The organism is Enterococcus sp. AZ194 (assembly GCF_051713825.1).
Classification (GTDB): Bacteria; Bacillota; Bacilli; order Lactobacillales; family Enterococcaceae; genus Enterococcus_K.
In genome coordinates this window covers 1,959,504-1,983,397 of record NZ_JBIOQR010000001.1, presented here as the reverse complement: position 1 = coordinate 1,983,397, position 23,894 = coordinate 1,959,504, and the positions used below count along the sequence as shown (strand labels likewise).

The following is a 23,894-nucleotide window of genomic DNA, read 5'->3' as shown; positions in this document are numbered from 1 at the left end:
AATAGATATGATAAGCTACGATTTGTGTGTTTGTTTTATTCACATATATATAGTAGGAACTCGAAACGCGAAAGGAGTCCATCCACTAATGGCGTATAAATATCTAGTAATCGTAGAATCACCTGCGAAAGCAAAAACTATTGAAAAGTATCTTGGAAGAAATTATAAAGTAATGGCGAGTGTGGGGCATATCAGAGATTTACCTAAGAGTAAGATGGGAATCGATGTTGAAAACAATTATGAGCCACACTATATTTCAATTCGTGGAAAAGGCGATGTAATTAAGAGTCTAAAAGCGGCTGCCAAAAAAGCCGATAAAGTCTTTCTCGCAAGTGACCCGGATAGAGAAGGGGAAGCTATAGCGTGGCATTTGGCCTATTTATTAGGGCTGGATTTATCAGATAAAAATCGTGTTGTCTTTAATGAAATCACAAAAGAAGCAGTAAAAGCGGCATTTAAAGAGCCAAAAACGATTGATGTTGACTTGGTTGATGCACAACAAGCAAGACGTGTATTAGATCGTCTAGTAGGCTACTCGATTAGTCCAATTCTTTGGCGTAAAGTCAAAAAAGGCTTGAGTGCTGGACGAGTTCAATCCGTTGCGCTGAAGATTATCATTGACCGCGAAAAAGAAATTCGTGCCTTTATTCCAGAAGAGTATTGGAGTATTGACGGGAATTTCAAAAAGGAAAAGAAAAAATTCAAAGCAAACTTCTGGGGCGTTGATGGGAAAAAGAAAAAGTTACCGAATGCCGAAGCGGTTAAAGAAGTGACACAACGCCTAAATGGGAAAGACTATTCTGTGACTAAGGTTGAAAAGAAAGAACGTAAAAGAAATCCAGCCTTACCTTTTACAACAAGTAGTTTGCAACAAGAAGCAGCTCGTAAATTAAACTTCCGAACAAGAAAAACGATGATGGTAGCCCAACAACTCTATGAAGGAATTGCCTTAGGGAAACAGGGAACGGTCGGGTTAATTACGTATATGCGTACAGATTCAACTCGGATAGCTGATAGTGCTAAAAATGAAGCAGCAGAATTCATCGAAACCACTTATGGAAAACAGTTTTCTGCTCATGGTGGGCGCAAAGCAAAGAATGCGCAAGGCGCGCAGGATGCCCATGAAGCGGTTCGACCATCCAGTGCGTTGAGAACACCTGATGAGATGAAAAAATATTTGGATAAGGATCAGTTAAAACTTTATACACTTATTTGGTCTCGGTTTGTGGCTAGTCAAATGACACCAGCAATCCTTGATACGATGAAAGTCACCTTAGAACAAAATGGCGTAACGTTTATCGCTAATGGATCAAAGGTTAAGTTTAAAGGGTTTATGCAGGTTTACGTTGAAGGACGAGATGATGGCAAAGAAGATAAAGAGAACATCTTGCCGGATTTAGAAGTGGGTGATGTAGTGAATTCAGTTGATATTGAACCAAAACAACATTTCACACAACCGCCTGCTCGTTTTAGTGAAGCAACCCTAATCAAAGCGTTAGAAGAAAATGGAGTGGGGCGTCCATCAACATATGCGCCAACTTTAGATACGATTCAACGTCGTTATTATGTCAAACTGGCTCAAAAACGTTTTGAACCAACTGAATTAGGAGAAATTGTTAATTCGCTGATTGTTGATTTCTTCCCACAAATTGTGGATATCCACTTTACTGCTGGCATGGAAGGTGATTTGGATAAGGTTGAAGAAGGGAAAGAGGACTGGATTAAAGTTGTCGATCGTTTCTACAAACCTTTTGAAGTGGAGCTAACAAAAGCAGAAGAACAAATTGAAAAAGTTCAAATTAAAGATGAACCAGCTGGCTTTGATTGTGATTTGTGTGGGCATCCTATGGTTATCAAATTAGGCAAATATGGGAAGTTTTACGCATGTAGTAATTTTCCAGAGTGCCGCAACACCAAACCGATTATTAAGGAAATCGGTGTGACTTGCCCAGTTTGTCATGAGGGACAGGTTGTGGAAAGAAAATCCAAGAAAAACCGAATTTTCTTTGGCTGTAATCGATACCCTGAATGTGAGTTTACTTCTTGGGATAAACCAGTTGGACGAGATTGTCCGAAATGTGGTAAGTATTTAGTTGAGAAGAAAGTCAAAGGTGGCAAACAAGTTGTCTGTGTTAACGGTGACTATAAAGAAAATGTTCAAAAGTAACTCATTAATTACGTTGAAGAAATATATCTAAGTGGAAAAGAGGGGTTTCATGGTTCAAACAGTGAATGTTATTGGTGCTGGACTTGCAGGAAGCGAAGCAGCTTGGCAAGTTGCACAATCTGGTGTACCTGTACGTCTATATGAAATGCGCCCAGTCAAATCGACAGAGGCTCATCAAACAGAAAATTTTGCAGAGTTAGTCTGCTCAAACTCTTTAAGAGGAAATAGTTTAGCCAATGCTGTAGGTTTGTTAAAAGAAGAAATGAGACGATTAAATTCTGTTGTTATCACTTCAGCCGATCAAACAGCAGTTCCAGCAGGGGGCGCTCTAGCTGTTGATAGAGACAGTTTTTCGCAAACAATAACACAACGCGTCAAAGAACATCCATTAGTAACAGTTGTGAATGAAGAAGTGACACAGATTCCTGAAGGGATTACGATTATTGCAACAGGACCTTTGACTTCTGCGCCTTTAGCTGAAGCAATCAAAGAATTTAACGGCTCGGATGGGTTTTATTTCTATGATGCGGCTGCGCCTATTATTGATAAAGCAACAATTGATATGGACAAGGTATATCTAAAATCACGTTACGATAAGGGCGAAGCAGCTTATCTCAACTGTCCGATGACAGAAGAAGAGTTTACAGCGTTTCATGAAGCCTTAGTTAATGCAGAAGTGGTTCCTTTGAAGACGTTTGAAAAAGAAAAATACTTTGAGGGCTGTATGCCAATCGAGGTTATGGCGCAGCGTGGGTTTAAAACGATGTTGTTTGGTCCGATGAAACCAGTTGGATTGGAAGATCCTAAGACGGGGAAACGTCCGTATGCGGTGATTCAATTGCGTCAAGATAACGCAGCTGGCTCACTGTATAATATTGTTGGCTTCCAAACACATTTAAAATGGGGCGAACAAAAACGTGTTTTCCAAATGATTCCAGGGTTAGAGAATGCTGAATTTGTTCGTTATGGTGTTATGCATAGAAATAGCTTCATGAATTCACCTGAGTTATTGGAGCCAACGTATCAATCAAAAAAACGAGACAATCTGTTTTTTGCTGGTCAAATGACTGGGGTTGAAGGCTACGTTGAGAGTGCAGCTAGCGGACTTTTGGCTGGAATCAATGCCGCTCGTTTGGCAAAAGAAGAAGCGCCAGTTATTTTCCCTAGAGAAACAGCAATCGGTAGTATGGCGTATTACATTACTCATGCAGAAGGCAAACACTTCCAACCGATGAATGCTAATTACGGCTTATTCCCAGAGCTACCTGAGCGAATTCGTGATAAAAAATCACGCTATGAAGCAATCGCCGCTCGAGCTTTAGAGGCCAATGAAGAAATCAAAGCAACTTTCGTTTAGTAAAAGAGAATCGTATAATGGGGCAGGAAGGAGAACCACCTTCTTGGCCCACTATTTTTTGGCTATTTTACTGATAAGAATAAATGATGGAGGAAAACGAGTTATGCCAAGTCAAACATTTTATCACTTACCTGAAGAAAAACAGGCACGTATACGAGCGGCGGCGCTTCATGAGTTTTCAGCTCATCCGTTAAAACAAGCGCGTGTTGCAGCGATTATCGCCGAAGCCAAGATTTCTCGAGGTGCGTTTTATAAATATTTTGAGAATTTGGAAGATCTGTATGGCTATTTTTATGAGTACATTTCAATTGATGCCCATCAATTAATATTTGAAGTGCTGAAGGAAAAGCAAGGGGATTTATTTGTTGCGCTTTCTGAGTATTTTAAACGACTTTTAACTTGTTATAGCCAAGAGATGTATGCTGATTATTATCGAATGATGTTGTTACATCAAGAAGAGTTCAAGAAGTCTTCGAGAACGAAGACCACAGAACTACAGACAGAGAAGGATTCTTCCTTAGAAATTCAAAAACAATTCTTTCAGTTGATTGATACCAAGCAGCTGAAGCTTGAAAATGGTCGAGAGTATCAAGAATTTATTGTCTTTTTGACAGCCGTGATGCATGAGTTGATTAAAGCTCATTTACTGTACGAACAGCCTATTGAAAAAACAATTGCGCAGTTTGAGCAACGAATGCAGTGGCTAGCGTTTGGGGTTAAAGAGTCGGTTAATTCGTGAATTATTAACTTCTTTCATGAATGAATTGTGTCAATTGTGAACAAACTTTGAAATATTAATTAAATTCTGACAATTCATTTGTTTTTTTAAAATCGGTGTGCTACATTGTACATGTATTATCGAGGGGAGGGACAACATGGCTGAAAAAGACTGGCCAAAAGAGTTTTATCGATATCTTCTTGTTGAACGAGGATATTCAGAGAAGACGCAAGAGGCATATAAAGAAGATCTTGAAAATTTCCAACGCTTTTTAGAAGAATCTGGAAATGATGATCTGCTCAGTGTTCAGCATTTGGATGTTCGTGTTTATTTAAGTTTTTTGACCGATAAAGGCTATAGTAGGAACTCTATCAGTCGAAAAATTGCTAGTCTCCGCTCCTTTTATCAATATTTACTCAAACAGGAGTCAATTGAGGAGAATCCTTTTTCTTATGTTCACTTAAAAAAGAAGACTTTACGATTGCCACGTTTTTTTTATGAAAAAGAAATGGATGCTTTGTTTGAGAGCGTGAAGGGAACAGAACCGTTAGACTTTCGGAATCAAGCCTTGTTAGAGGTTCTTTATGGTTCGGGCTTACGGGTCAGTGAAGCAGTTACCATGAGAATTCAGGATATTGATTTTAGTTCAGGGGTTTTACTGATTCACGGAAAAGGAAACAAAGAGCGTTACGTTCCACTGGGTTCGTTTGCGGCAGATGCCCTTCAAGAATATTTTGAAAAAGGCCGCCACGTCTTGATGAGTAAGTTTAATAAAGAACATTCTTTTGTCTTTATTAATCATCATGGGGATCCGATTACAGCGACAGGTATTGAATATGTGCTGAACCAAGTTATTAAAAAGAGTAGTTTAGATAGTGACATTCACCCCCATATGCTTCGCCACACATTTGCAACACATTTATTAAATAATGGAGCGGATATGCGAACGGTTCAAGAATTGCTAGGACATGCAAACCTTTCAACGACTCAAATTTATGCGCATGTAACAAAAGAAAGTTTACAAAAAAATTATCGTAGCTTTCATCCTCGAGCATAAAAGAAGAGGTACAAAACAGGCTTAGATGATATTTTTAGGAGGAAAATAGATGGTAGAATCACAATTTCATTCGACAACGATTTGTGCAGTCGAAAAAGATGGTAAATTTGCGATGGCAGGTGACGGACAAGTCACAATGGGCGAATCAGTTGTTATGAAGGGCACGGCTCGAAAGGTTCGTCGGATTTATAACGATGAAGTCGTTGTTGGCTTTGCTGGAAGTGTAGCGGATGCCTTTACACTAGAAGAAAAATTTGAAGGCAAGCTAAATGAATATAACGGAAATCTTCAACGGGCAGCAGTTGAGCTAGCACAAGAATGGCGAACGCAACAATCTATGCAAAAGCTTGAAGCGATGCTGATTGTAATGAATAAAACAGAGATGCTGTTAGTTTCGGGAACAGGAGAAGTGATTACTCCAGATGATGGTATATTGGCAATTGGCTCAGGTGGAAACTTTGCTTTATCTGCCGCTCGCGCAATGAAACAGTACGGTGGAGAGTTATCGGCCAAACAGATTGCTGAAAATGCGTTGAATATAGCCGCAGATATATGTGTCTTTACAAACCACAATATTATTGTAGAAGAATTATAAAAGAGGGATAAAGATGAATGAATTAAATCGAACACCAAAAGAGATTGTATCCGAATTAGATCAATATATTATCGGCCAACAAGCAGCAAAAAAATCTGTAGCGGTTGCCTTACGTAATCGTTATCGCCGATTGCAATTAGATGAAAAGATGCAGCAAGATATCACACCTAAAAACATGTTAATGATTGGGCCAACAGGAGTCGGTAAAACAGAAATTGCGCGTCGTTTGGCCAAGGTTGTCAACGCACCATTTGTAAAAGTTGAAGCGACAAAATTTACAGAAGTAGGTTACGTGGGACGTGATGTCGAGTCTATGGTTCGTGATCTAGTAGAAAACGGGATTCAAATTGTTGAAAAACAACAATACAGCAGAGTCTATAGTCAAGCTTTGAAAAAAGCCAATCAACGTTTGGTAAAAGTTCTGGTTCCTGGAATCAAAAAGGAACAAAAACAAAGTGGCAATCAGTTTGAACAAATGATGAATATGTTTAATGCTGCACAACAGCCGCAAGAGCCTCAAGAAGAAGTCACTGATGAAATCCGTGTGAATCGAAAGAATATCCTGGAACAACTAGAAAAAGGCCTTTTGGATAGTCGAGAAGTGAACATCGAGATTGAAGAACCTAAAAAAGCTGCGCCTGCGATGAACAATGGTTTAGAGCAAATGGGGATTGATTTGAACGAAACATTAGGGGCATTGTCTCCTAAGAAGAAAGTTGAACGAACAGTCACAGTTAAAGAAGCTCGTGAGTTATTAATTCAAGAAGAGTCATCTAAATTAGTCAATGATGCAGATATCCACAGTGAAGCGATTCGTTTGGCAGAATCAAGTGGGATTATTTTCATTGATGAGATTGATAAAATCACGTCAAAATCTCAACAGTCTGGTGAAGTCTCACGTGAGGGTGTCCAACGAGATATCTTACCGATTGTGGAAGGTTCACAAGTGAATACCAAATATGGGGCGATTCAGACAGATCATATCTTATTTATTGCTTCTGGTGCCTTCCATTTGTCTAAACCAAGTGATTTAATTCCTGAATTGCAAGGCCGTTTCCCAATTCGTGTTGAATTAGATGATTTGACAGCAGATGACTTTGTTAAGATTCTGACAGAACCAAATAATGCCTTAGTGAAACAATATATTGCTTTAATTGGGACGGAAAATGTTTCTGTTACCTTTACCATTGAAGCGATTGAACGAATTGCCAATATTGCCTTTGATGTAAACCGCGATACAGATAACATTGGTGCAAGACGTTTACACACAATTCTTGAAAAATTATTAGAAGATTTGTTATTTGAAGCGCCTGATATGCAAATGGGTGAAATCACGATTACAGAAAGTTATGTGAACGACAAGTTAGCGTCGATTGCTCAAAACGAAGATTTAAGTCGCTACATTTTATAAGACAATGGAGGAGTAAAAATGAGTACCTTACTGGAAAAAACACGTAAAATTAATAAGCTGCTCCAAAGAAAAAATACGTTTGATATGCAAGCTGAGCTTCCTTATGACAAGATGGCGATGATTTTAGGTGATATTTTAGATAGCAATGCATATATAATCAGCGGTGAGGGCGTTTTGTTAGGGTATAACGAAAAACATGACGTGAACAACGAACGGGTTAAAAGTATGTTTGTTGAAAAACAATTTCCAGATTCTTATACAGATGCAGTGGATCAGCTGATTCGGACAGAGTCTAATATTCCGATTGCTAGTGACTTGACGGCGTTTCCTGTAGAATCTAGAGAAAAATATCCGTTTGGTTTGACGACAGTTGTTCCTATATTTGGAGCAGGTGAGCGTTTGGGGACGATTATTCTGGCGAGAATTGAACAATCATTTAGCGATGACGATTTGGTTTTAGCGGAGTATGGTGCGACCGTTGTTGGGATGCAAATTTTGTACCAACAATCACGGAATATTGAAGAGGATGTTCGTAGTACAACGGCTGTTCAGATGGCAATAAACACTCTTTCTTACAGCGAATTAAAGGCGGTTCAAGCGATTTTCAAAGCTTTAAACGGCGATGAAGGTCGTCTGACTGCTTCAAATATTGCAGATGAGATTGGGATTACGCGTTCGGTGATTGTGAATGCGCTCAGAAAATTAGAATCAGCAGGGATTATTGAATCACGCTCTCTTGGTATGAAGGGGACCTATTTAAAAGTCTTAAATAAACGATTCAATGAAGAGCTTGCAAAGCATAATTATTAGGGGGATTTCACTATGACGGTTACAATTCAAAACGACCAACTCATTGCAACAATTGCCGAAGCTGGGGCTGAATTAATTAGCTTGAAATCAAAAGAGACGAACATTGAGTATATTTGGCAAGGGAACCCAGAGTTTTGGGGGCGACACGCGCCAGTCTTGTTTCCTTTTGTGGGGAAATTAAAAGAGAATCGTTATGAGTATCAAGGTAAGACCTATTCTATGGGACAACATGGGTTTGCACGAGATATGGACTTCGCGGTGATTAATCAAGGTGCTGAATCTGTTAGTCTATCTCTGAAAAGTACAGCAGAAACCAAAAAGAGTTATCCATTTGATTTTGAATTAGTGATTACTTACGAATTGGGGGGTGAGGGAATCACGACGCATTATCAGGTTGAAAACACAGGAAAAGAAGAGATGTTTTTTGCAATTGGTGGTCATCCAGCGTTTAATGTGCCTTTAGAAGAAGGTTTGACGTTTGAGGACTATTATATGGCCTTTTCGCCACAAAAATCTCGGTTAAGACTTCCTTTAGATGGACCTTATATCGATTTAGATCAACGGACTTTGGGGCAAACAAATACGAATTTAGCCTTAAATAGGCAATTGTTCGAACAGGATGCGTTGATTTATGAGACAAAAGGGTTAAATGCCTTTTCTATTCGAAGCGAAAAATCTTGTCATAGTGTGACATTAAGCTATAAAGAGATGCCTTATGTGGGGATTTGGTCGCCTTATCCTAAAGAGGCACCCTTTGTTTGTATTGAGCCATGGTGTGGGATTGCGGATACCTTAATAGCAACTGGCAATTTGATTGAAAAATATGGAATTAATCAGTTGGCTGCTAATGAGCTATTTCAAACGAAGTATTCGATTACGGTAAGCTAAAATAAGCTTTGGCCGAAAAAAGTGCTATAAATCCAATTGCGGATTTATAGCACTTTTCGCCTGTTCAATCAAGAAAATCGTTCTGTTTATGTGAGCGTTTTGAACTAATTTTTGAGAAATCAATGTATTTCTCGAAGCTGTGTTAACCTTCTACTAATTTTTCTCGACGTTTTGATAAAAATAAGTGTGTGAGAGCCGCTGAATTCGGCGCTCACACACGATTGATTATTTTTCTTTTTTACTACTATTTAAGCCAAAGGGAACGCGGCTTTCTGTTTTGTTGGCAATACGTTGAATATTTTCTCTGTGTCGATAAAAGATAAAAATAGTGACAGCAAGAGCGATAATCGTTAGTAGCCAGTTTTGCTCAGGTAAAATGACTGGTAAAAAGAGTGGCAATAGAATGGTCGAAAGGGTAATTAGAACGGCACTGACCATACTTGTCAGGCTAACCATGCTGGTGATACATAAACAAATAACAAAAATTGCTGATGAATACAGAAAGAATAAAGGGCTATAACCTAAGAGCATCCCTGCACTGGTAGCAACGGCTTTACCACCTTTAAAACCAGCAAAAATTGGAAAGGTGTGACCTAAAATTGCACAAACACCGAACCAAAGGGGATTGACGGCTGTCTCGTGGAAAAGTAAAGGAAGACTTGTAGCTAAGGTTCCCTTTAGTATATCCATGGCTAAAACAACGATACCGGCTTTTTTTCCAAGTACGCGAAACGTATTGGTGGTACCGCTATTGCCGCTTCCAAATTGTCGAACATCTTTTTTGAAGAATAGTTTTCCAATCCAAACACCGGAAGGAATTGAACCTAATAGGTAGGCAAGAAGGAATAAAATAACTGTTTTCATTACAAGACCTCTTTTTCGTTTAACGTATGGCTCATTTTATCATGAAAGGTTTCTTGGAACAATCCTAAATTAAGCGCCAAAATTAATTCGGCGTAAAAATAGGCAAAACTTAGAATTTGGTGTAACATAATAGGTATTGTGGAGTATACCTCTAGTTTATAAGTAAGGGAGTAAGCAAATATGGCTTTTCAAAATCCAACACAAGAAGTAATTAATACGTATCTAAAAGAAGCAAAAAACATTGCTATCGTCGGTTTGAGTCAAAAAAAAGATCGAGTGAGTTATGAGATTGCTGAATTATTACAGGAAAAGGGTTATAAAATTTTTCCGGTCAATCCGATATTAGCGGGTCAAGAAATTTTGGGCGAACCAGTTGTTGAAAAATTGACAGATATTACAGAACCGATTGATATTGTTGACATTTTTAGACGTAGTGAGTTTTTACCAGAAGTGGCTCAAGAGTTTATTCAAACGGATGCGAAGGTTTTCTGGGCGCAATTAGGATTGTTTAGTCAAGAAGCCGCGGATATCCTTGAAGCGGCAGGTAAAAAAGCAATCGTTATGGATCGTTGCGTGAAAATTGAATTAAGAAATTTGTAAAGTTCACGAGGGTTTTTTAAGGACCCTCTTTTTTTTGGCAACTATTTAGAGTATGATATTAACGATACGGTCAAGACCGTGTATGCTGTGTAGAAGGAGAGTTTGCTTTGGCAAAAAAAATCAACAACGAATATAATGATGCCTCGATCCAGGTACTTGAAGGATTGGAAGCCGTCAGAAAACGTCCAGGAATGTATATTGGTTCGACAGATAGTCGAGGACTTCATCATCTAGTTTATGAAATTGTCGATAATGCGGTGGATGAAGCATTATCAGGCTACGGAAACGAGATTGGTGTAACCATTCATAAAGATAATAGTATTAGTATTCAAGATACCGGTCGAGGGATGCCAGTTGGGATGCACGCTTCGGGGATTCCGACTGTAGAAGTCATCTTTACTGTACTTCATGCGGGAGGGAAATTTGGCCAAGGTGGCTACAAAACTTCAGGCGGGTTACATGGTGTAGGGGCAAGTGTCGTTAATGCCCTTTCTAAATGGTTGACAGTCACGATCGTTCGCGATGGGGTTGAATACCAACAAAAGTTTAAAAATGGTGGGAAACCAGATGGTACGCTGAAAAAATTAGGTAAGACACGTAAGCCGAATGGAACATTGGTTCATTTTTTACCAGATGATACGATTTTCTCGACAACCAAATTTTCATATGAAACGTTAGCTGAACGCCTACGAGAATCAGCCTTCTTATTAAAAGGTGTAAAAATTAACTTAACGGATGAACGCGGTGAAGAAACAGTCGTTGAGTCCTTCCATTTTGAAGAAGGTATTAAAGAGTTTGTTAACTACCTGAATGAAGAAAAAGATACACTAACGCCAGTTATTTACTTTTCTGGTGAAAAAGAAGGCATCGAAGTTGAGGTCGCTTTCCAATATAATGATGGGTATTCTGAGAATGTTCTTTCCTTTGTTAACAACGTTCGAACAAAGGACGGCGGAACACATGAAGTCGGCATGAAGACGTCTATGACCAAATCATATAACGAGTATGCTAGAAAAGTCGGTTTGTTAAAAGAAAAAGATAAAAATCTTGAGGGAAGCGACTTTAGAGAAGGTTTAGCAGGGATTCTATCCATTCGTGTTCCTGAACATTTACTTCAATTTGAAGGTCAGACCAAAGAAAAACTGGGTACGCCGATTGCTCGTTCAGTGGTAGATAATGTTTTAGGTGAACAGATGGGCTTTTATCTGCTTGAAAATAGCGAGATGAGTCAGATGTTGATTCGTAAAGCGATTAAAGCACGTGAAGCGCGTGAGGCAGCTAGAAAAGCGCGTGAGGAAAGTCGTACAGGGAAAAAACGCAAAAAAGGCGAGTCCCTTTTATCAGGGAAATTAACACCAGCGCAGTCTCGTAATCCAAAAAGAAATGAAATTTACCTAGTGGAGGGGGATTCTGCGGGTGGTTCGGCTAAACAAGGCCGAGACCGGAAATTCCAAGCTATCTTACCCTTACGTGGGAAAGTAATCAATACAGAAAAAGCCAAAATGCAAGACATTCTGAAAAACGAAGAAATCAACACCATGATTTATACAATTGGTGCGGGAGTAGGTCCAGAGTTTTCGATTGAAGACTGCAACTACGATAAAGTCATTATTATGACCGATGCGGATACAGATGGTGCCCATATTCAAGTCTTGTTATTAACTTTCTTTTACCGTTATATGAAGCCGTTAATTGAAGCTGGCAAAGTGTACATTGCCTTACCTCCTTTATATAAGGTGTCAAAAGGAGCTGGCAAAAAACAAGTAACCGAATATGCTTGGACAGATGAAGAGCTTTCAGAAGTTACTAAGAAGATTGGTAAGGGCTACATGCTGCAACGATACAAAGGGTTAGGGGAAATGAATGCAGATCAGCTGTGGGAAACGACTATGGATCCAGAAACACGGACGTTGATTCGTGTCAGAATTGATGATGCAGCCCAAGCTGAGCGTCGTGTAACAACATTGATGGGGGATAAAGTTGAGCCTCGTCGTAAATGGATTGAAAAGCATGTCCAATTTACTATGGAAGAAGACGGCAGCATCTTGGATAAAAAAGAAGAAGCTGAAGGGCACGCGCATGTCGAGAATGAAGCATTAATCGACGAAGCAGTGAATGAAACACAACAAATGCTTAAAGAAGAGCAAGATATAGAAGAAATTTCGTTATTTGGTGAAGAATAGGAGGTTGCCCAAATGGAGAAACGACTAGATGTACAAGAATTAACATTAGAAGAAGTAATGGGTGACCGTTTTGGCCGCTATTCAAAATATATTATCCAAGAACGTGCTTTACCAGATATCAGAGATGGATTGAAGCCGGTACAACGTCGGATTTTATTTGCAATGAACAAAGATGGCAATACCTATGATAAGGGATTCCGTAAGTCAGCAAAATCTGTTGGGAATATCATGGGGAATTATCATCCCCATGGAGACAGCAGTATTTATGAAGCGATGGTTCGGATGAGCCAAGATTGGAAACTTCGTCAAGTGCTGATTGAAATGCACGGGAACAACGGAAGTATGGATGGAGATCCACCAGCAGCGATGCGTTACACAGAGGCGCGTTTGTCAGAGTTAAGTGGGGAATTGTTAAAGGATATCGAAAAAGATACAGTTGATTTGGTTTGGAACTTTGATGATACAGAAAAAGAACCAACCGTTTTACCAGCGAAGTACCCGAACCTATTAGTTAATGGGTCGACAGGAATCTCCGCAGGGTATGCCACTGAAATTCCAACCCATAATCTGACAGAAATTATTGATGGCACGATTTATCTAATTGACCATCCAACCGCTAAGTTAGAAAAATTGATGGAATTTATTCCGGGCCCAGATTTTCCAACTGGGGGAATCTTACAAGGGAAAGAAGAAATCCGTAAAGCATATGAGACAGGTAGAGGGAAAGTTATTTTACGTTCTCAAACGCGTATTGAAGCATTAAAAGGAAGCAAACAGCAGATTGTTATCTCAGAAATTCCATATGAAGTCAACAAAGCGAACTTAGTTAAGAAGATGGATGAGATTCGTTTGAACAAAAAGATTGATGGAATTGCTGAGGTTCGTGATGAAAGTGATCGAACTGGGTTACAGATTGTGGTTGAATTGAAGAAGGATGCGAATGCTGAAGGAATCTTAAATTATTTGTTTAAGAATACAGATCTTCAAATCAATTATAACTTTAATATGGTGGCCATCGATAACATGACCCCTCAACAAGTCGGCTTAAAACACATCTTACAAAGTTACATTGATCATCGAAAATTGGTGATTACAAAACGAAGCTTGTTCGAGTTAGAAAAAGCCCAAAAACGCCAACATATCGTTGAAGGGTTGATGAAGGCTTTATCAATTTTAGATGAAGTGATTGCGACTATTCGTGGAAGTAAAGATAAAAAAGATGCTAAGATGAATTTGGTAGCTGAATTTATGTTTACAGAAGAGCAAGCGGAAGCTATCGTCAACTTACAGCTATATCGTTTAACAAATACCGATATTACGCAATTACAACAAGAGTCAGAAGAATTAGCTGCCGAAATTTTTGAACTTCAAAAAATTCTAAATGATGAGAAAGAACTATTCTCTGTCATCAAAAAAGAACTACGTGAAGTGAAAAAGAAATATGGCAATGCGCGAATGACGAAAATAGAGGACGAAATTCAAGAAATTAAGATTGAAACAGAGGTCTTAGTCACTCAAGAAGATGTGGTCGTAACCGTTACGCATGAAGGTTACATCAAACGAAGCAGCTTGCGTTCGTACTCGGCCTCAAAACCTGAAGAGTTGGGGATGAAGGACGGTGATTTTGTTCTTTATACAGGGCAAGCCAATACGTTAGATCATCTACTACTTATCACGAATAAGGCCAATGTGATTTATCGACCGATTCATGAATTACCAGATCTGAAATGGAAAGAAATCGGGGAGCACATCTCACAAACGATTTTAAACCTTTCTATTGATGAATCAATTATTGCGGTCTTCCCATATAAAGAAATTAATCCAATGGCAACTTTTGTGTGCATCAGTAAACAAGGACTCATCAAACAATCAAGAATGAGTGATTTTGAACCTTGGCGCACGTATAAGAGCCGACCGACTTCTTGTATGAAATTTAAAGAGGCCACAGATGAGTTAACAGCTGTCTTTTTGACTGAGCAACAAGAAGAGTTAGATGTCTTCTTAGTTAGTCATCGTGGGTTTGGTTTGCGTTATCCGCTAACCGAAGTGCCAGTAGTTGGAGCAAAAGCAGCTGGAGTGAAATCAATGAATCTAAAAGAAGGTGATTTTGTTGTCAGTGGGTTATTGGTTTATCCAGAAGGTGATACCCCAGTAGTCATTGTTACACAACGTGGCGCAGTCAAACGTATGCTTGCTCAAGAGCTACCACAATTAGGTAGAGCTAAACGTGGTTTAATGGTATTAAGAGAATTGAAAAAGAATCCGCATCGTGTTTCCTATATGGGTGAAGGGGATGATCAACCACTACTCCTAGTCAACCAAAAGGGACAACAACTAGAGATTAATCCGAAACAATCACCAATTAGTGATCGGATGTCAAATGGTTCCTTTGTCTTAGATGAAAAACAAGGTGGAGAAATTATGGCGGTTCATCAGATGAAACAAGTTGCTTTTGTAACTGATGATAAAACTGTTATATAGATTTTAGTACAAACTGCATCTGTTTTAATACAGATGCGGTTTGTTTTTGCTCAAAAAAAGACCTAGTTACGGTGTTCACAAAAAACTGAATAAATTTTTCACAAAGGACAAACCCTTACGTACCAAGGTATTTGGTTTTGTTTTATAAAAAAAATCGTATTGTGTTAAAAAAAAGACAATGAAATCATTGCAATTGATAGAGGATGTGTTATACTAATCACGTAAAGCTGTTATAATCAAATAACAGAATTTTTAAGGAGGCCCATGAAATGGAACAATGGAAAGGCTTTAAAGGCGACAAATGGCAAACATCTGTAGACACTAGAGATTTCATTCAAAGAAACTACACAGAGTACAAAGGTGACGATAGCTTTTTAGAACCAATCGCACCAAGTACAGACAAATTATGGACAAAACTACAAGAATTATTTGAAGTGCAACACCAACAAAACGGTGTGTATGACATGGATAACGATATCCCTGCAACAATCACTTCACATGAACCTGGATACTTAATTAAAGAAGAAGAAAAAATTGTTGGTTTACAAACTGATGTACCATTAAAACAAGCATTCATGCCTTTTGGCGGTATCAACATGGCAAACAATGCATTGTCATCTAATGGTTATGAAGTAAACGACGAAATGACAAAAATTTTTACTGAGTGGAGAAAAACACATAACCAAGGTGTTTTTGATGCTTACACTCCTGAGATGAGATCTGCTCGTAAAAACAAAATCATCACTGGTTTACCTGATGCTTATGGCCGTGGCCGTATCATTGGTGACTACCGTCGTATTGCCTTATACGGGATTGACCGTTTAGTTGCTGAAAAGAAAAAAGACTTAAGCAACACTGGTAACAAAGTAATGACTGATGATGTGATTCGTTTACGCGAAGAAATCTCAGAACAAATTCGTGCAATGGTTGACTTAAAAGAAATGGCTGCAACTTATGGCTGTGATATTTCTAAACCAGCTGCAAACGCTCGTGAAGCAATCCAATGGTTATACTTCGGTTACCTTGGCGCAATCAAATCACAAAATGGTGCTGCGATGTCTATCGGACGTATCTCAGCATTCCTAGATATCTATATCCAACGTGATTTAGAATCAGGAGCTATCACTGAATTTGATGCACAAGAAATGATTGACCACTTAATCATGAAATTACGTATGGTTAAATTTGCTCGTACACCAGAATATAACCAATTATTCTCTGGTTACCCAATTTGGGCAACATTATCAATCGCTGGTATGGGCTTAGACGGCCGTTCATTAGTAACTAAGAATGACTTCCGTATCTTACACACATTAACAAACATGGGTCCTTCACCAGAACCAAACTTAACTGTTTTATATTCGTCTCATTTACCAGAAGGCTTTAGAACATTTGCTTCTAAGATTGCTAAACAAAGTTCATCAATTCAGTTTGAAAATGATGACTTACTACGCGCTAACTGGGGATCAGATGACTGTGCAATCGCATGTTGTGTGTCTGCAACAGTTATGGGTAAAGATATGCAATTCTTTGGTGCTCGTGCCAACTTAGCAAAAGCAGTTCTTTACGCAATCAACGGTGGGGTTGATGAAAAATCTAAGATGCAAGTTGCACCTAAGTTCCGTCCAATGACTGGCGATAGCTTAGACTACGATGAATTCATCGACAGATTTAAAGATATCATGGACTGGTTAGCTGAATTGTATGTAAATACATTAAATGTTATCCACTATATGCATGATAAATACGCTTATGAAGCGCCACAATTAGCCTTTATGGAAAGTGACTTAAAACGCACATTCGCAACAGGTATTGCTGGGATTTCACATGCAACTGATAGTGTTATGGCTATCAAGCATGGTAATGTAAAAGTTATCCGTGATGAAGATGGGTTGGCAGTGGATTATGTTCCTGCAAATGAATTCCCAACTTACGGAAACGACAATCAAGAAGCAGATGCTATGGCAAACTGGATTCTTGATTACTTCATGACTCAAATCAAACGTCAACACACTTACCGTAACGCTCGCCCTACAACTTCATTATTGACAATTACGTCAAATGTTGTTTATGGTAAAGCAACAGGAAATACTCCTGACGGGCGTCGTGCTGGTAAACCATTGGCTCCAGGGGCTAACCCAAGTTATCAAGATGGTAAATTCTTAGGTGAGAAAAATGGCTTGTTGGCTTCATTGAATTCAACTGCACGCTTAGATTACACTCACGCATTAGATGGAATCTCTAACACTCAAACAATTAATCCAAATGGTTTGGGTAAAGATGATGAAACAAGAATTAACAACCTACGTAACGTAATGGATGGCTACTTTGATAAGGGTGGTTACCACTTGAACGTGAACGTATTTACAAACGAATTATTATTGGATGCTCAAGCTCATCCTGAAAAATATCCAAACTTAACTATCCGTGTATCTGGATACGCTGTGAAATTCCGTGATTTAACTCCTGAACAACAAGCGGATGTTATTTCAAGAACATCACACGACAGAATGTAATTAACTAAAAAGGGTGACCCTGTGTCACCCTTTTTATTCGAAAGAAGAGGGATATACTATGTCAACTCCTATAAAAGGTAGAATTCATTCTACAGAAAATTTTGGTACCGTAGATGGACCAGGTGTACGCTTCATTGTTTTTGCTCAAGGTTGTCGCATGAGATGTCAATTTTGTCATAATCCAGATACCTGGAAGATTGGTTCTGGGGGGCGTGAGGTAACAACAGATGAGGTCCTAGAGGAAGCTCTTAAATATCGTTCATATTGGGGTGAAAAAGGTGGAATCACTGTAAGTGGTGGCGAACCTTTACTTCAATTAGATTTTTTGACTGATTTATTTAAGAAAGCTAAAGCGTTGGGCATTCATACAACCATCGATACCTGTGGAAAACCTTTTACAAGAGAAGAACCATTTTTTAGTGAATTTAATGAATTGATGAACTATACTGATCTTTTGTTGTTTGACATTAAACATATCGATGATGAAAAACACAAGGAATTAACTTCTTTAGGAAATGAAAATATTCTTGAAATGGCTAAGTATCTATCTGAAATCGATAAACCAGTTTGGATTCGCCACGTATTAGTGCCAGAGCGTAGTGACTATGATGAATATTTGATCCGACTTGACACATTTATCAAGACATTAAATAATGTCGATAAAGTGGAAGTCCTGCCTTATCATACAATGGGTAAGTATAAGTGGGATGAAATGGGCTTAAAATATCCTTTAGATGGAATTAACCCACCAACTGAAGATCGTGTTCAAAATGCGAAAGAATTACTTCACACAAGTGACTATACAAAACATTTAACACGTTAAAAAAATGACAGGAAAGAGCCAAAGATAGTTGCTCTTTTCCTGTTTTTTGCTTATTATTAAAGATGAATCCATTAAAAGGAGCAAAAGAATATGTCAAAAATTTTAGTTTTCGGTCATCAAAATCCAGATACAGATGCGATTGGCGCAGCGATTGCCTTTTCTCATTTGCAAAATGAATTAGGAAAAACTACTGAAGCAGTTGCTTTAGGAACACCAAGTGAGGAAACACAATATGCGTTAGATCACTTTGGTCTGACTGCTCCACGAGTGGTCGAAGCTGCAGGTGCTGGTACGGACGTAATGTTAGTCGATCATAACGAGTTTCAACAAAGTATTTCTGACATTGCAGAAGTCAATGTGTTGTCAGTGGTTGATCATCACCGTATCGCCAACTTTGAAACAGCAAATCCTTTATACTATCGTGCGGAACCCGTGGGCTGTACAAGTACAATTGTTTTAAAAATGTTCAAAGAATCAGGCGTGACGATTCCCAAAGCTATCGCTGGGATGATGGTTTCAGCAATTATTTCTGATACATTATTGTTTAAATCACCAACCTGCACAGATGAAGATGTTCGAGCAGCAAAAGAGTTAGCGACATTAGCTGAGATTGATTTAGATGTGTATGGTTTAGAAATGCTAAAAGCTGGAACAAAATTGAGCGATAAATCGGCAGAAGTTTTGTTAGACTTAGATGCTAAAAGTTTTCCAATGGCGGATAAAAACGTCCGTATCGCCCAAATCAATACAGTTGATTTGTCTGAAGTGATGGATCGTCAGGCTGAATTAGAAGCAGCAATGGCTGAGACAAGCACAGCAAATGGGTATGATTTGTTTATTTTGGTTGTGACAAATATCTTAGATAGTGATTCAGAGCTATTAGTATTTGGTGAACCAAAAGAAAAAGTCGAAGAAGCTTTTGCGACAAAACTAGTCAATAATCGTGCGTTGCTTAAGGGTGTTGTTTCTCGTAAGAAACAAGTTGTTCCACAATTAACTGAAGCATTTGCTTAATCGATTAAAAAACTTTCTAAGTGGAGCAACTTTTATAGAGGAGGCTCCACTTTTTTTATTTTGAAAAATATGAAAAACGAAGGAAACAAGGATGAATTATTTTTATCAGGGAACAAATGAAAAGCACTATAGAGAAGTTGTTAAAAATCCATTATTTAATGAATTGGTCAGCTATATGTCCGAACAAACAGAGCAGCGTTTAATCTTACGCCAGTTACATGCGCAGTTTCCTGAAAAAAACTTTGAAAAGTTTTTGGATAAGTTGATTTCTTTAGGGATAGTTGTGCGAGAAAACCGCCAATATACATTAGGTTTTCCGATATATAAGGAGACCGTTGCGGTCAATAAGTTGAGCCAAATGTTGGCTGAGATAGTCAAAAATGAAACGATGGAAAATCAGGAAGGTTATCTTGGTGAGATTGTTTGGAATAAATTGTTTCCAGCAGCAGATTACTTTTATGGTGTAGTGGTTGAAACTGATTTCTATACAAAGTCCGAAGTTGGAAACGAAGACCTTCAGTTTGTCAGTCTTGCACTAACAGATAAGCCAATTACTTTGCCAGATTATTTTTCATTCATTCGTCAGCAAAAGGGCTTACCCGAAACGTTTCAAGGCTTGCATCAATTGATTGGAGATGTCAATGAAGTTTACTTTTTTAATCAAGTTGAGATGGTTTTAGAAAAAGTTGAAAAAGGCCGCTTACGAACGTCTAGAAGAAACATCTTTTTAGAGTCTTTGGAAAAAACAGGAGTCGTTGAAGTTGGTGATGAGGTTCGTGTTTTGTGGCCAACTATTGACTATAAGCTGATTGAGAAAATGCCAACAGAAAAATTGACGCATTGGCTGACGGGGATTCCCGCTTCATCTGCTGAGGAACATGATTATTTATTAAAGTGTGTGTTTAAAGAACTTTTAAAAGTTCTTGGAATATCTGCTCTTTATTACATCAAAAAATAAGTAAAATAGACTGGATGAGAGTGCGCTATGGAGACTAGCTTTCTTGTTCAGTCTATTTTTAGTGTTGATCTTGGCGTTTGCGAACTTTTTTTGTCCAGAACCCACCAGAAATATATTTGGGTTCATAGGAGATAATAAAGGCATGTTCTTCAATTTCTTTGATTAATTGATAAAGGGCACGCTCCATTTTTCTAGAAGATAAAATCTCGAGGACGAGTCGTTCACCTTCAAGCCCTTGAGCATAAGTGACAGTAACACCATAGCCGCTTTCACGAAGTATTTTGGGAAGATTTTTTTGTTCTTCTGTTGTTGAAGGTAGAATAGCGGTGACCATAATATAACCTAATGCAAGTTTATCTTCAATTCGTATGCCAACACTAATTCCCACCGCATAACCAAGCGCATAAACAAATAAATTCAAGGGATTATCCAGCCTATTTAAGACCATGGATAGTCCTAGAATATAAATGGTGATTTCAGCCATGCTGACAATTGGTGCAATCAGTCGGTAGCCCTTCATAGTCAGCATAAAACGCAGCGTATTTAAGGTTATATAGGCAAAGTTGATAAAAAATATCATCAAAAGCATTTTGACATCAATCATAGAATCTTCCCCTTTCCTAGTAAGCATAGCAAAAAAAAGTCTATAGGGGAAAAGATAAGTTGGGAAGTTATAAAACCTTAAGGGGTCTTACTCAAACCAGAAATCCAACAAAATAAAGGGACAGGCTTATTTAGTTATGGAAAAAACGCGCGGTAATCTTTGTAGGTTCCATTGAAATCGGAATGAGGCGAATGCAAGAGGGGGAGGCTAAGTGTGTCGTTTGTTTGTCGAAGGTTTTAAGACTAGTCAAAATTGAGCAAAAAATGCAGGTCATATGGTAATATGAATGAGAGGTGAAGAATGATGAATCCACTAGTTCGTAAACGAAAAATTAAAGAAGTACCTATTTTAGAGGTTGTTCTTCAAGAAAAACAATCAGAGGCCTTGCCGTTAATTATATATTATCATGGGTGGCAAACCAGTAAAGAATTGGTTTTAACCCAAGGCAGAAAGTTAGCTGAAAAAGGCTTTCGAGTGGTATTACCTGATGCTATGGGACATGGGGAGCGAAAACAACCAGTTTCACCGATTCCTTCATTGACCTTTTGGAATAGTATCCACTATAATTTATTTGAGTTTCAATCACTAAGAGATTTTTTTATAAAAAAAGGGCTGGCTACTGACATCGTTGGTGTTGGTGGTGTCTCGATGGGTGGGATGACAACCTGTGCATTGTTAACACATCATCCAGAAATTTCAGCTGCAGCCTGTGTTATGGGCTCGCCAGCACCGATTCTTTATCGGGAAAATATTATCAAACGAACAGCTGAGATGGGCATTGATTTACCTGATGATTATGAGGCGCTTTTAAGTTGGATTGAAGCCTATGATTTAAGTGAGCATAAAGAGAAACTCGATAGTAGACCACTGTTTATCTGGCATGGAACGGTTGATGAAAAGATTCGTTTTGAGGATACTGCTCAATTCGTTCGGAAAAATAAACATACGGAAAATGGCAAAAACATCGAGTTTCATGTGGCTGTGAATGAGCCGCATTTGGTTAAGGTACCAACAATGGATAAAATTAGTTCTTTTTTTGAAGCGAAGCTGTTATCCTAGAAAATGTGCAGTCGGCTTAATGATATATTTTAACTTAAAGGAGAGATCGAAATGGCAACCTTATCAGATGTAGCAAAATTAGCAAATGTATCTAAAATGACTGTTTCGCGCGTCATCAATCATCCTGAACAAGTAACAGATGAGTTAAAAGAGCTTGTCTTTCATGCGATGAAGGAGCTAGACTATAAACCGAATATTGCTGCAAAAGCCTTGGTTTCTAATCGTTCGCAAATCATTAAGTTGTTTATTTTAGAGGAGATTGACACAACAGAACCCTATTACATGAACTTGTTGATGGGCATTTCAAAAACGGTTGGCGCGGCCCACTATTCACTTCAATTAGTCACAAATAACGCTTTTGACTTAGGTGCTTGTGATGGTTATATTATTACGGGCTTTCGTGAATCCGACTTTGAATGGATTAATCGTTTGGAAAAACCGGTCGTTCTATTTGGAGAGAATACGCATGGCATTGATTATGTGGATAGTGATAATCAGTATGGAACAGCGATGACAACTTCTTATGCTTTACAGGCTGGTTATAAGCATATTATATTTATTGGTATTGATGTGGACGAACCGTTTTCCTGTTCGCGTAAAAAAGGTTATGTTGATGTGATGAAGGAGCATGAAAAGGAACCTGAAATTTATCACTTTAGAAATCATTCAACAGAAGCCAAACAATTTGTGGAAGAAAACTGGCTGGATTTTAAGAAAAACACTTGTTTTATTTGTAGTTCAGATCGTTTGGCGATTGGTGTAGAACGAGGAATCATCAATAGTGGTGGGCGGATACCGGAAGATTTTGGGGTGATTGGATTTGATGGGGTCTTTTTAGATCAAATTGGTTCACCAAAACTTACAACGGCCAAACAAAGTATCATCAAAATGGGCGAAGTCTGCGGTGAAATGTTAGTGAAAAAAATTGAAGAACATGGAGCAAGCCAAGGTTATCGTCGGTTTTTGCCAGAGTTGATTACTCGAGGCTCAACAAAATAAGATAATAGACATTTATAGAATATACCTAAGGAGAGTCTGAATGGATAAAGTATTTGATAAAATAGCAGCACGTTATGACACACCAGATAGAATTGAAATGGCAAAAATTATAACAGATAAAATCAAAGGAGCACTTAGCGATACGAAAGGAAAAACATTTTTGGACTATGGAGGCGGAACAGGTTTGGTGAGTTTACCGCTAGCCAATTTAGTTCAAGAATTAGTGATTATTGATTCTTCTGAACAAATGATTCAACTGACTCAAGCTAAGATAGAAGATGGAAATTTCAGTAACACAACTGCCAAAGTTGGCGATTTGCTTGTCGAAGACTATGGTGAATCTGTGTATGATTGTGTCATTCTTTCGCTGGTTCTTTTGCATATCCCTGATACAGCGAGTATCTTAGCGCAACTAAATCGTATACTTAAGAAGAATGGCCAGTTAATTTTGGTTGATTTTGTAAAAAATCAAAAGGTTTCTCATCCTAAAGTACATAATGGCTTTGAAAAGGATGAATTGAAGGCAGCGTTGGAAAAGGCGGGATTTGTTTTGACGAATTTTGAACCATTTTATGATGGTAAAGAAATCTTTATGCGACAAGATGCAACACTATTTATAGCAACAGCAAGTAAAAATTGACAGGTGCGGATGTGAAGTGAACATAAAATCACTGGGACATCCGCACCAATTTTTTTGGTAAAAGAAGCTAAAAACAGTGCTTTTTCTAATGGGAATTTAATGATATACTGTAGGAAAGGCGAATAAAGGAAACTATGTTCGCATATTTTG

General features: G+C 38.4%; 20 protein-coding genes. 18 read left to right on the top strand and 2 right to left on the bottom strand.

The features are described 5' to 3' along the window. The first annotated feature begins 88 nt into the window (after window positions 1-88). From topA to IGI37_RS09120, 8 genes are all read left to right on the top strand, one after another. Window positions 89-2,167 (top strand): type I DNA topoisomerase, encoded by a 2,079-nt coding sequence (gene topA, locus IGI37_RS09155; protein WP_438761364.1) that lies wholly within the window; start codon window positions 89-91, stop codon window positions 2,165-2,167. 49 nt (window positions 2,168-2,216) lie between these two features. Next, complete coding sequence (gene trmFO / locus IGI37_RS09150; RefSeq protein WP_438761363.1) at window positions 2,217-3,524, top strand: FADH(2)-oxidizing methylenetetrahydrofolate--tRNA-(uracil(54)-C(5))-methyltransferase TrmFO; 1,308 nt, start codon at window positions 2,217-2,219, stop codon at window positions 3,522-3,524. A 103-nt stretch (window positions 3,525-3,627) separates the two neighbouring features. Next, the gene (locus IGI37_RS09145; protein ID WP_438761361.1) at window positions 3,628-4,263 is read left to right on the top strand and encodes a TetR family transcriptional regulator; all 636 of its coding nucleotides are present in this window, start codon (window positions 3,628-3,630) and stop codon (window positions 4,261-4,263) included. A 136-nt stretch (window positions 4,264-4,399) separates the two neighbouring features. Continuing rightward, entirely contained in the window at window positions 4,400-5,299 is a 900-nt protein-coding gene (xerC, locus tag IGI37_RS09140; RefSeq protein WP_438761360.1) for a tyrosine recombinase XerC, read from the top strand. 49 nt (window positions 5,300-5,348) lie between these two features. Continuing rightward, entirely contained in the window at window positions 5,349-5,894 is a 546-nt protein-coding gene (gene hslV, locus IGI37_RS09135; RefSeq protein WP_438761358.1) for an ATP-dependent protease subunit HslV, read from the top strand. Between the two features lie 13 nt (window positions 5,895-5,907). Next, window positions 5,908-7,305: an ATP-dependent protease ATPase subunit HslU gene (gene hslU, locus IGI37_RS09130; protein ID WP_438761357.1), complete on the top strand. Its 1,398-nt coding sequence runs from the start codon at window positions 5,908-5,910 to the stop codon at window positions 7,303-7,305. 18 nt (window positions 7,306-7,323) lie between these two features. Continuing rightward, window positions 7,324-8,115, top strand: a complete 792-nt coding sequence (gene codY, locus IGI37_RS09125; RefSeq protein WP_438761355.1) for a GTP-sensing pleiotropic transcriptional regulator CodY — start codon at window positions 7,324-7,326, stop codon at window positions 8,113-8,115. A 12-nt stretch (window positions 8,116-8,127) separates the two neighbouring features. Next, window positions 8,128-9,003 carry an aldose 1-epimerase family protein gene (locus IGI37_RS09120; RefSeq protein ID WP_438761354.1) on the top strand — a complete coding sequence of 292 codons (876 nt, stop codon included), beginning with the start codon at window positions 8,128-8,130 and terminating at the stop codon, window positions 9,001-9,003. Window positions 9,004-9,228: 225 nt separating this feature from the next. Here IGI37_RS09120 and plsY read toward each other — a convergent pair whose 3' ends face one another. Beyond that, window positions 9,229-9,867, bottom strand: a complete 639-nt coding sequence (gene plsY, locus IGI37_RS09115) for a glycerol-3-phosphate 1-O-acyltransferase PlsY (RefSeq protein ID WP_438761353.1) — start codon at window positions 9,865-9,867, stop codon at window positions 9,229-9,231. A gap of 180 nt (window positions 9,868-10,047) precedes the next feature. Here plsY and IGI37_RS09110 point away from each other — a divergent pair, with 180 nt between their 5' ends. The 7 genes from IGI37_RS09110 to IGI37_RS09080 all read left to right on the top strand — a co-directional run bounded on the left by IGI37_RS09110 (window position 10,048) and on the right by IGI37_RS09080 (window position 20,442). Then, window positions 10,048-10,467 (top strand): CoA-binding protein, encoded by a 420-nt coding sequence (locus tag IGI37_RS09110; protein WP_438761352.1) that lies wholly within the window; start codon window positions 10,048-10,050, stop codon window positions 10,465-10,467. A gap of 107 nt (window positions 10,468-10,574) precedes the next feature. Beyond that, window positions 10,575-12,650, top strand: coding sequence for a DNA topoisomerase IV subunit B (gene parE / locus IGI37_RS09105; protein WP_438761350.1), 2,076 nt, complete (start codon window positions 10,575-10,577; stop codon window positions 12,648-12,650). Between the two features lie 12 nt (window positions 12,651-12,662). Next, entirely contained in the window at window positions 12,663-15,131 is a 2,469-nt protein-coding gene (parC, locus tag IGI37_RS09100) for a DNA topoisomerase IV subunit A (protein WP_438761348.1), read from the top strand. A 269-nt stretch (window positions 15,132-15,400) separates the two neighbouring features. After that, the gene (pflB, locus tag IGI37_RS09095) at window positions 15,401-17,647 is read left to right on the top strand and encodes a formate C-acetyltransferase (protein ID WP_438761346.1); all 2,247 of its coding nucleotides are present in this window, start codon (window positions 15,401-15,403) and stop codon (window positions 17,645-17,647) included. A 58-nt stretch (window positions 17,648-17,705) separates the two neighbouring features. Next, complete coding sequence (pflA, locus tag IGI37_RS09090; protein ID WP_438761344.1) at window positions 17,706-18,470, top strand: pyruvate formate-lyase-activating protein; 765 nt, start codon at window positions 17,706-17,708, stop codon at window positions 18,468-18,470. A gap of 90 nt (window positions 18,471-18,560) precedes the next feature. Further along, window positions 18,561-19,484: a manganese-dependent inorganic pyrophosphatase gene (locus IGI37_RS09085; RefSeq protein ID WP_438761342.1), complete on the top strand. Its 924-nt coding sequence runs from the start codon at window positions 18,561-18,563 to the stop codon at window positions 19,482-19,484. 91 nt (window positions 19,485-19,575) lie between these two features. After that, entirely contained in the window at window positions 19,576-20,442 is an 867-nt protein-coding gene (locus IGI37_RS09080; RefSeq protein ID WP_438761340.1) for a DUF1803 domain-containing protein, read from the top strand. 58 nt (window positions 20,443-20,500) lie between these two features. Here IGI37_RS09080 and IGI37_RS09075 read toward each other — a convergent pair whose 3' ends face one another. Then, entirely contained in the window at window positions 20,501-21,046 is a 546-nt protein-coding gene (locus IGI37_RS09075; RefSeq protein WP_438761338.1) for a DUF2179 domain-containing protein, read from the bottom strand. Between the two features lie 303 nt (window positions 21,047-21,349). On the opposite strand from IGI37_RS09075, the gene IGI37_RS09070 reads away from it, so the two are divergent. The 3 genes from IGI37_RS09070 to IGI37_RS09060 are packed head-to-tail and all read left to right on the top strand — an operon-like array spanning window position 21,350 to window position 23,744. Beyond that, window positions 21,350-22,105, top strand: coding sequence for an alpha/beta fold hydrolase (locus IGI37_RS09070; protein ID WP_438763621.1), 756 nt, complete (start codon window positions 21,350-21,352; stop codon window positions 22,103-22,105). 51 nt (window positions 22,106-22,156) lie between these two features. Continuing rightward, the gene (locus IGI37_RS09065) at window positions 22,157-23,104 is read left to right on the top strand and encodes a LacI family DNA-binding transcriptional regulator (RefSeq protein ID WP_438761336.1); all 948 of its coding nucleotides are present in this window, start codon (window positions 22,157-22,159) and stop codon (window positions 23,102-23,104) included. A 40-nt stretch (window positions 23,105-23,144) separates the two neighbouring features. After that, on the top strand, window positions 23,145-23,744 hold the full coding sequence (locus tag IGI37_RS09060; protein WP_438761334.1) for a class I SAM-dependent methyltransferase: 600 nt from the start codon (window positions 23,145-23,147) through the stop codon (window positions 23,742-23,744). Window positions 23,745-23,894 lie beyond the last annotated feature (150 nt).

Excerpts from the sequence above, each read along its gene's own strand:
- codY (WP_438761355.1), top strand. The coding sequence starts at position 7,324 with ATGAGTACCTTACTGGAAAAAACACGTAAAATTAATAAGCTGCTCCAA.
- pflA (WP_438761344.1), top strand. The coding sequence starts at position 17,706 with ATGTCAACTCCTATAAAAGGTAGAATTCATTCTACAGAAAATTTTGGT.
- xerC (WP_438761360.1), top strand. The coding sequence starts at position 4,400 with ATGGCTGAAAAAGACTGGCCAAAAGAGTTTTATCGATATCTTCTTGTT.
- hslU (WP_438761357.1), top strand. The coding sequence starts at position 5,908 with ATGAATGAATTAAATCGAACACCAAAAGAGATTGTATCCGAATTAGAT.
- pflB (WP_438761346.1), top strand. The coding sequence starts at position 15,401 with ATGGAACAATGGAAAGGCTTTAAAGGCGACAAATGGCAAACATCTGTA.
- IGI37_RS09080 (WP_438761340.1), top strand. The coding sequence starts at position 19,576 with ATGAATTATTTTTATCAGGGAACAAATGAAAAGCACTATAGAGAAGTT.
- IGI37_RS09075 (WP_438761338.1), bottom strand. The coding sequence starts at position 21,046 with ATGATTGATGTCAAAATGCTTTTGATGATATTTTTTATCAACTTTGCC.
- IGI37_RS09060 (WP_438761334.1), top strand. The coding sequence starts at position 23,145 with ATGGATAAAGTATTTGATAAAATAGCAGCACGTTATGACACACCAGAT.
- IGI37_RS09065 (WP_438761336.1), top strand. The coding sequence starts at position 22,157 with ATGGCAACCTTATCAGATGTAGCAAAATTAGCAAATGTATCTAAAATG.
- plsY (WP_438761353.1), bottom strand. The coding sequence starts at position 9,867 with ATGAAAACAGTTATTTTATTCCTTCTTGCCTACCTATTAGGTTCAATT.
- parC (WP_438761348.1), top strand. The coding sequence starts at position 12,663 with ATGGAGAAACGACTAGATGTACAAGAATTAACATTAGAAGAAGTAATG.
- IGI37_RS09145 (WP_438761361.1), top strand. The coding sequence starts at position 3,628 with ATGCCAAGTCAAACATTTTATCACTTACCTGAAGAAAAACAGGCACGT.
- IGI37_RS09070 (WP_438763621.1), top strand. The coding sequence starts at position 21,350 with ATGAATCCACTAGTTCGTAAACGAAAAATTAAAGAAGTACCTATTTTA.
- trmFO (WP_438761363.1), top strand. The coding sequence starts at position 2,217 with ATGGTTCAAACAGTGAATGTTATTGGTGCTGGACTTGCAGGAAGCGAA.
- topA (WP_438761364.1), top strand. The coding sequence starts at position 89 with ATGGCGTATAAATATCTAGTAATCGTAGAATCACCTGCGAAAGCAAAA.
- hslV (WP_438761358.1), top strand. The coding sequence starts at position 5,349 with ATGGTAGAATCACAATTTCATTCGACAACGATTTGTGCAGTCGAAAAA.
- IGI37_RS09110 (WP_438761352.1), top strand. The coding sequence starts at position 10,048 with ATGGCTTTTCAAAATCCAACACAAGAAGTAATTAATACGTATCTAAAA.
- IGI37_RS09120 (WP_438761354.1), top strand. The coding sequence starts at position 8,128 with ATGACGGTTACAATTCAAAACGACCAACTCATTGCAACAATTGCCGAA.
- IGI37_RS09085 (WP_438761342.1), top strand. The coding sequence starts at position 18,561 with ATGTCAAAAATTTTAGTTTTCGGTCATCAAAATCCAGATACAGATGCG.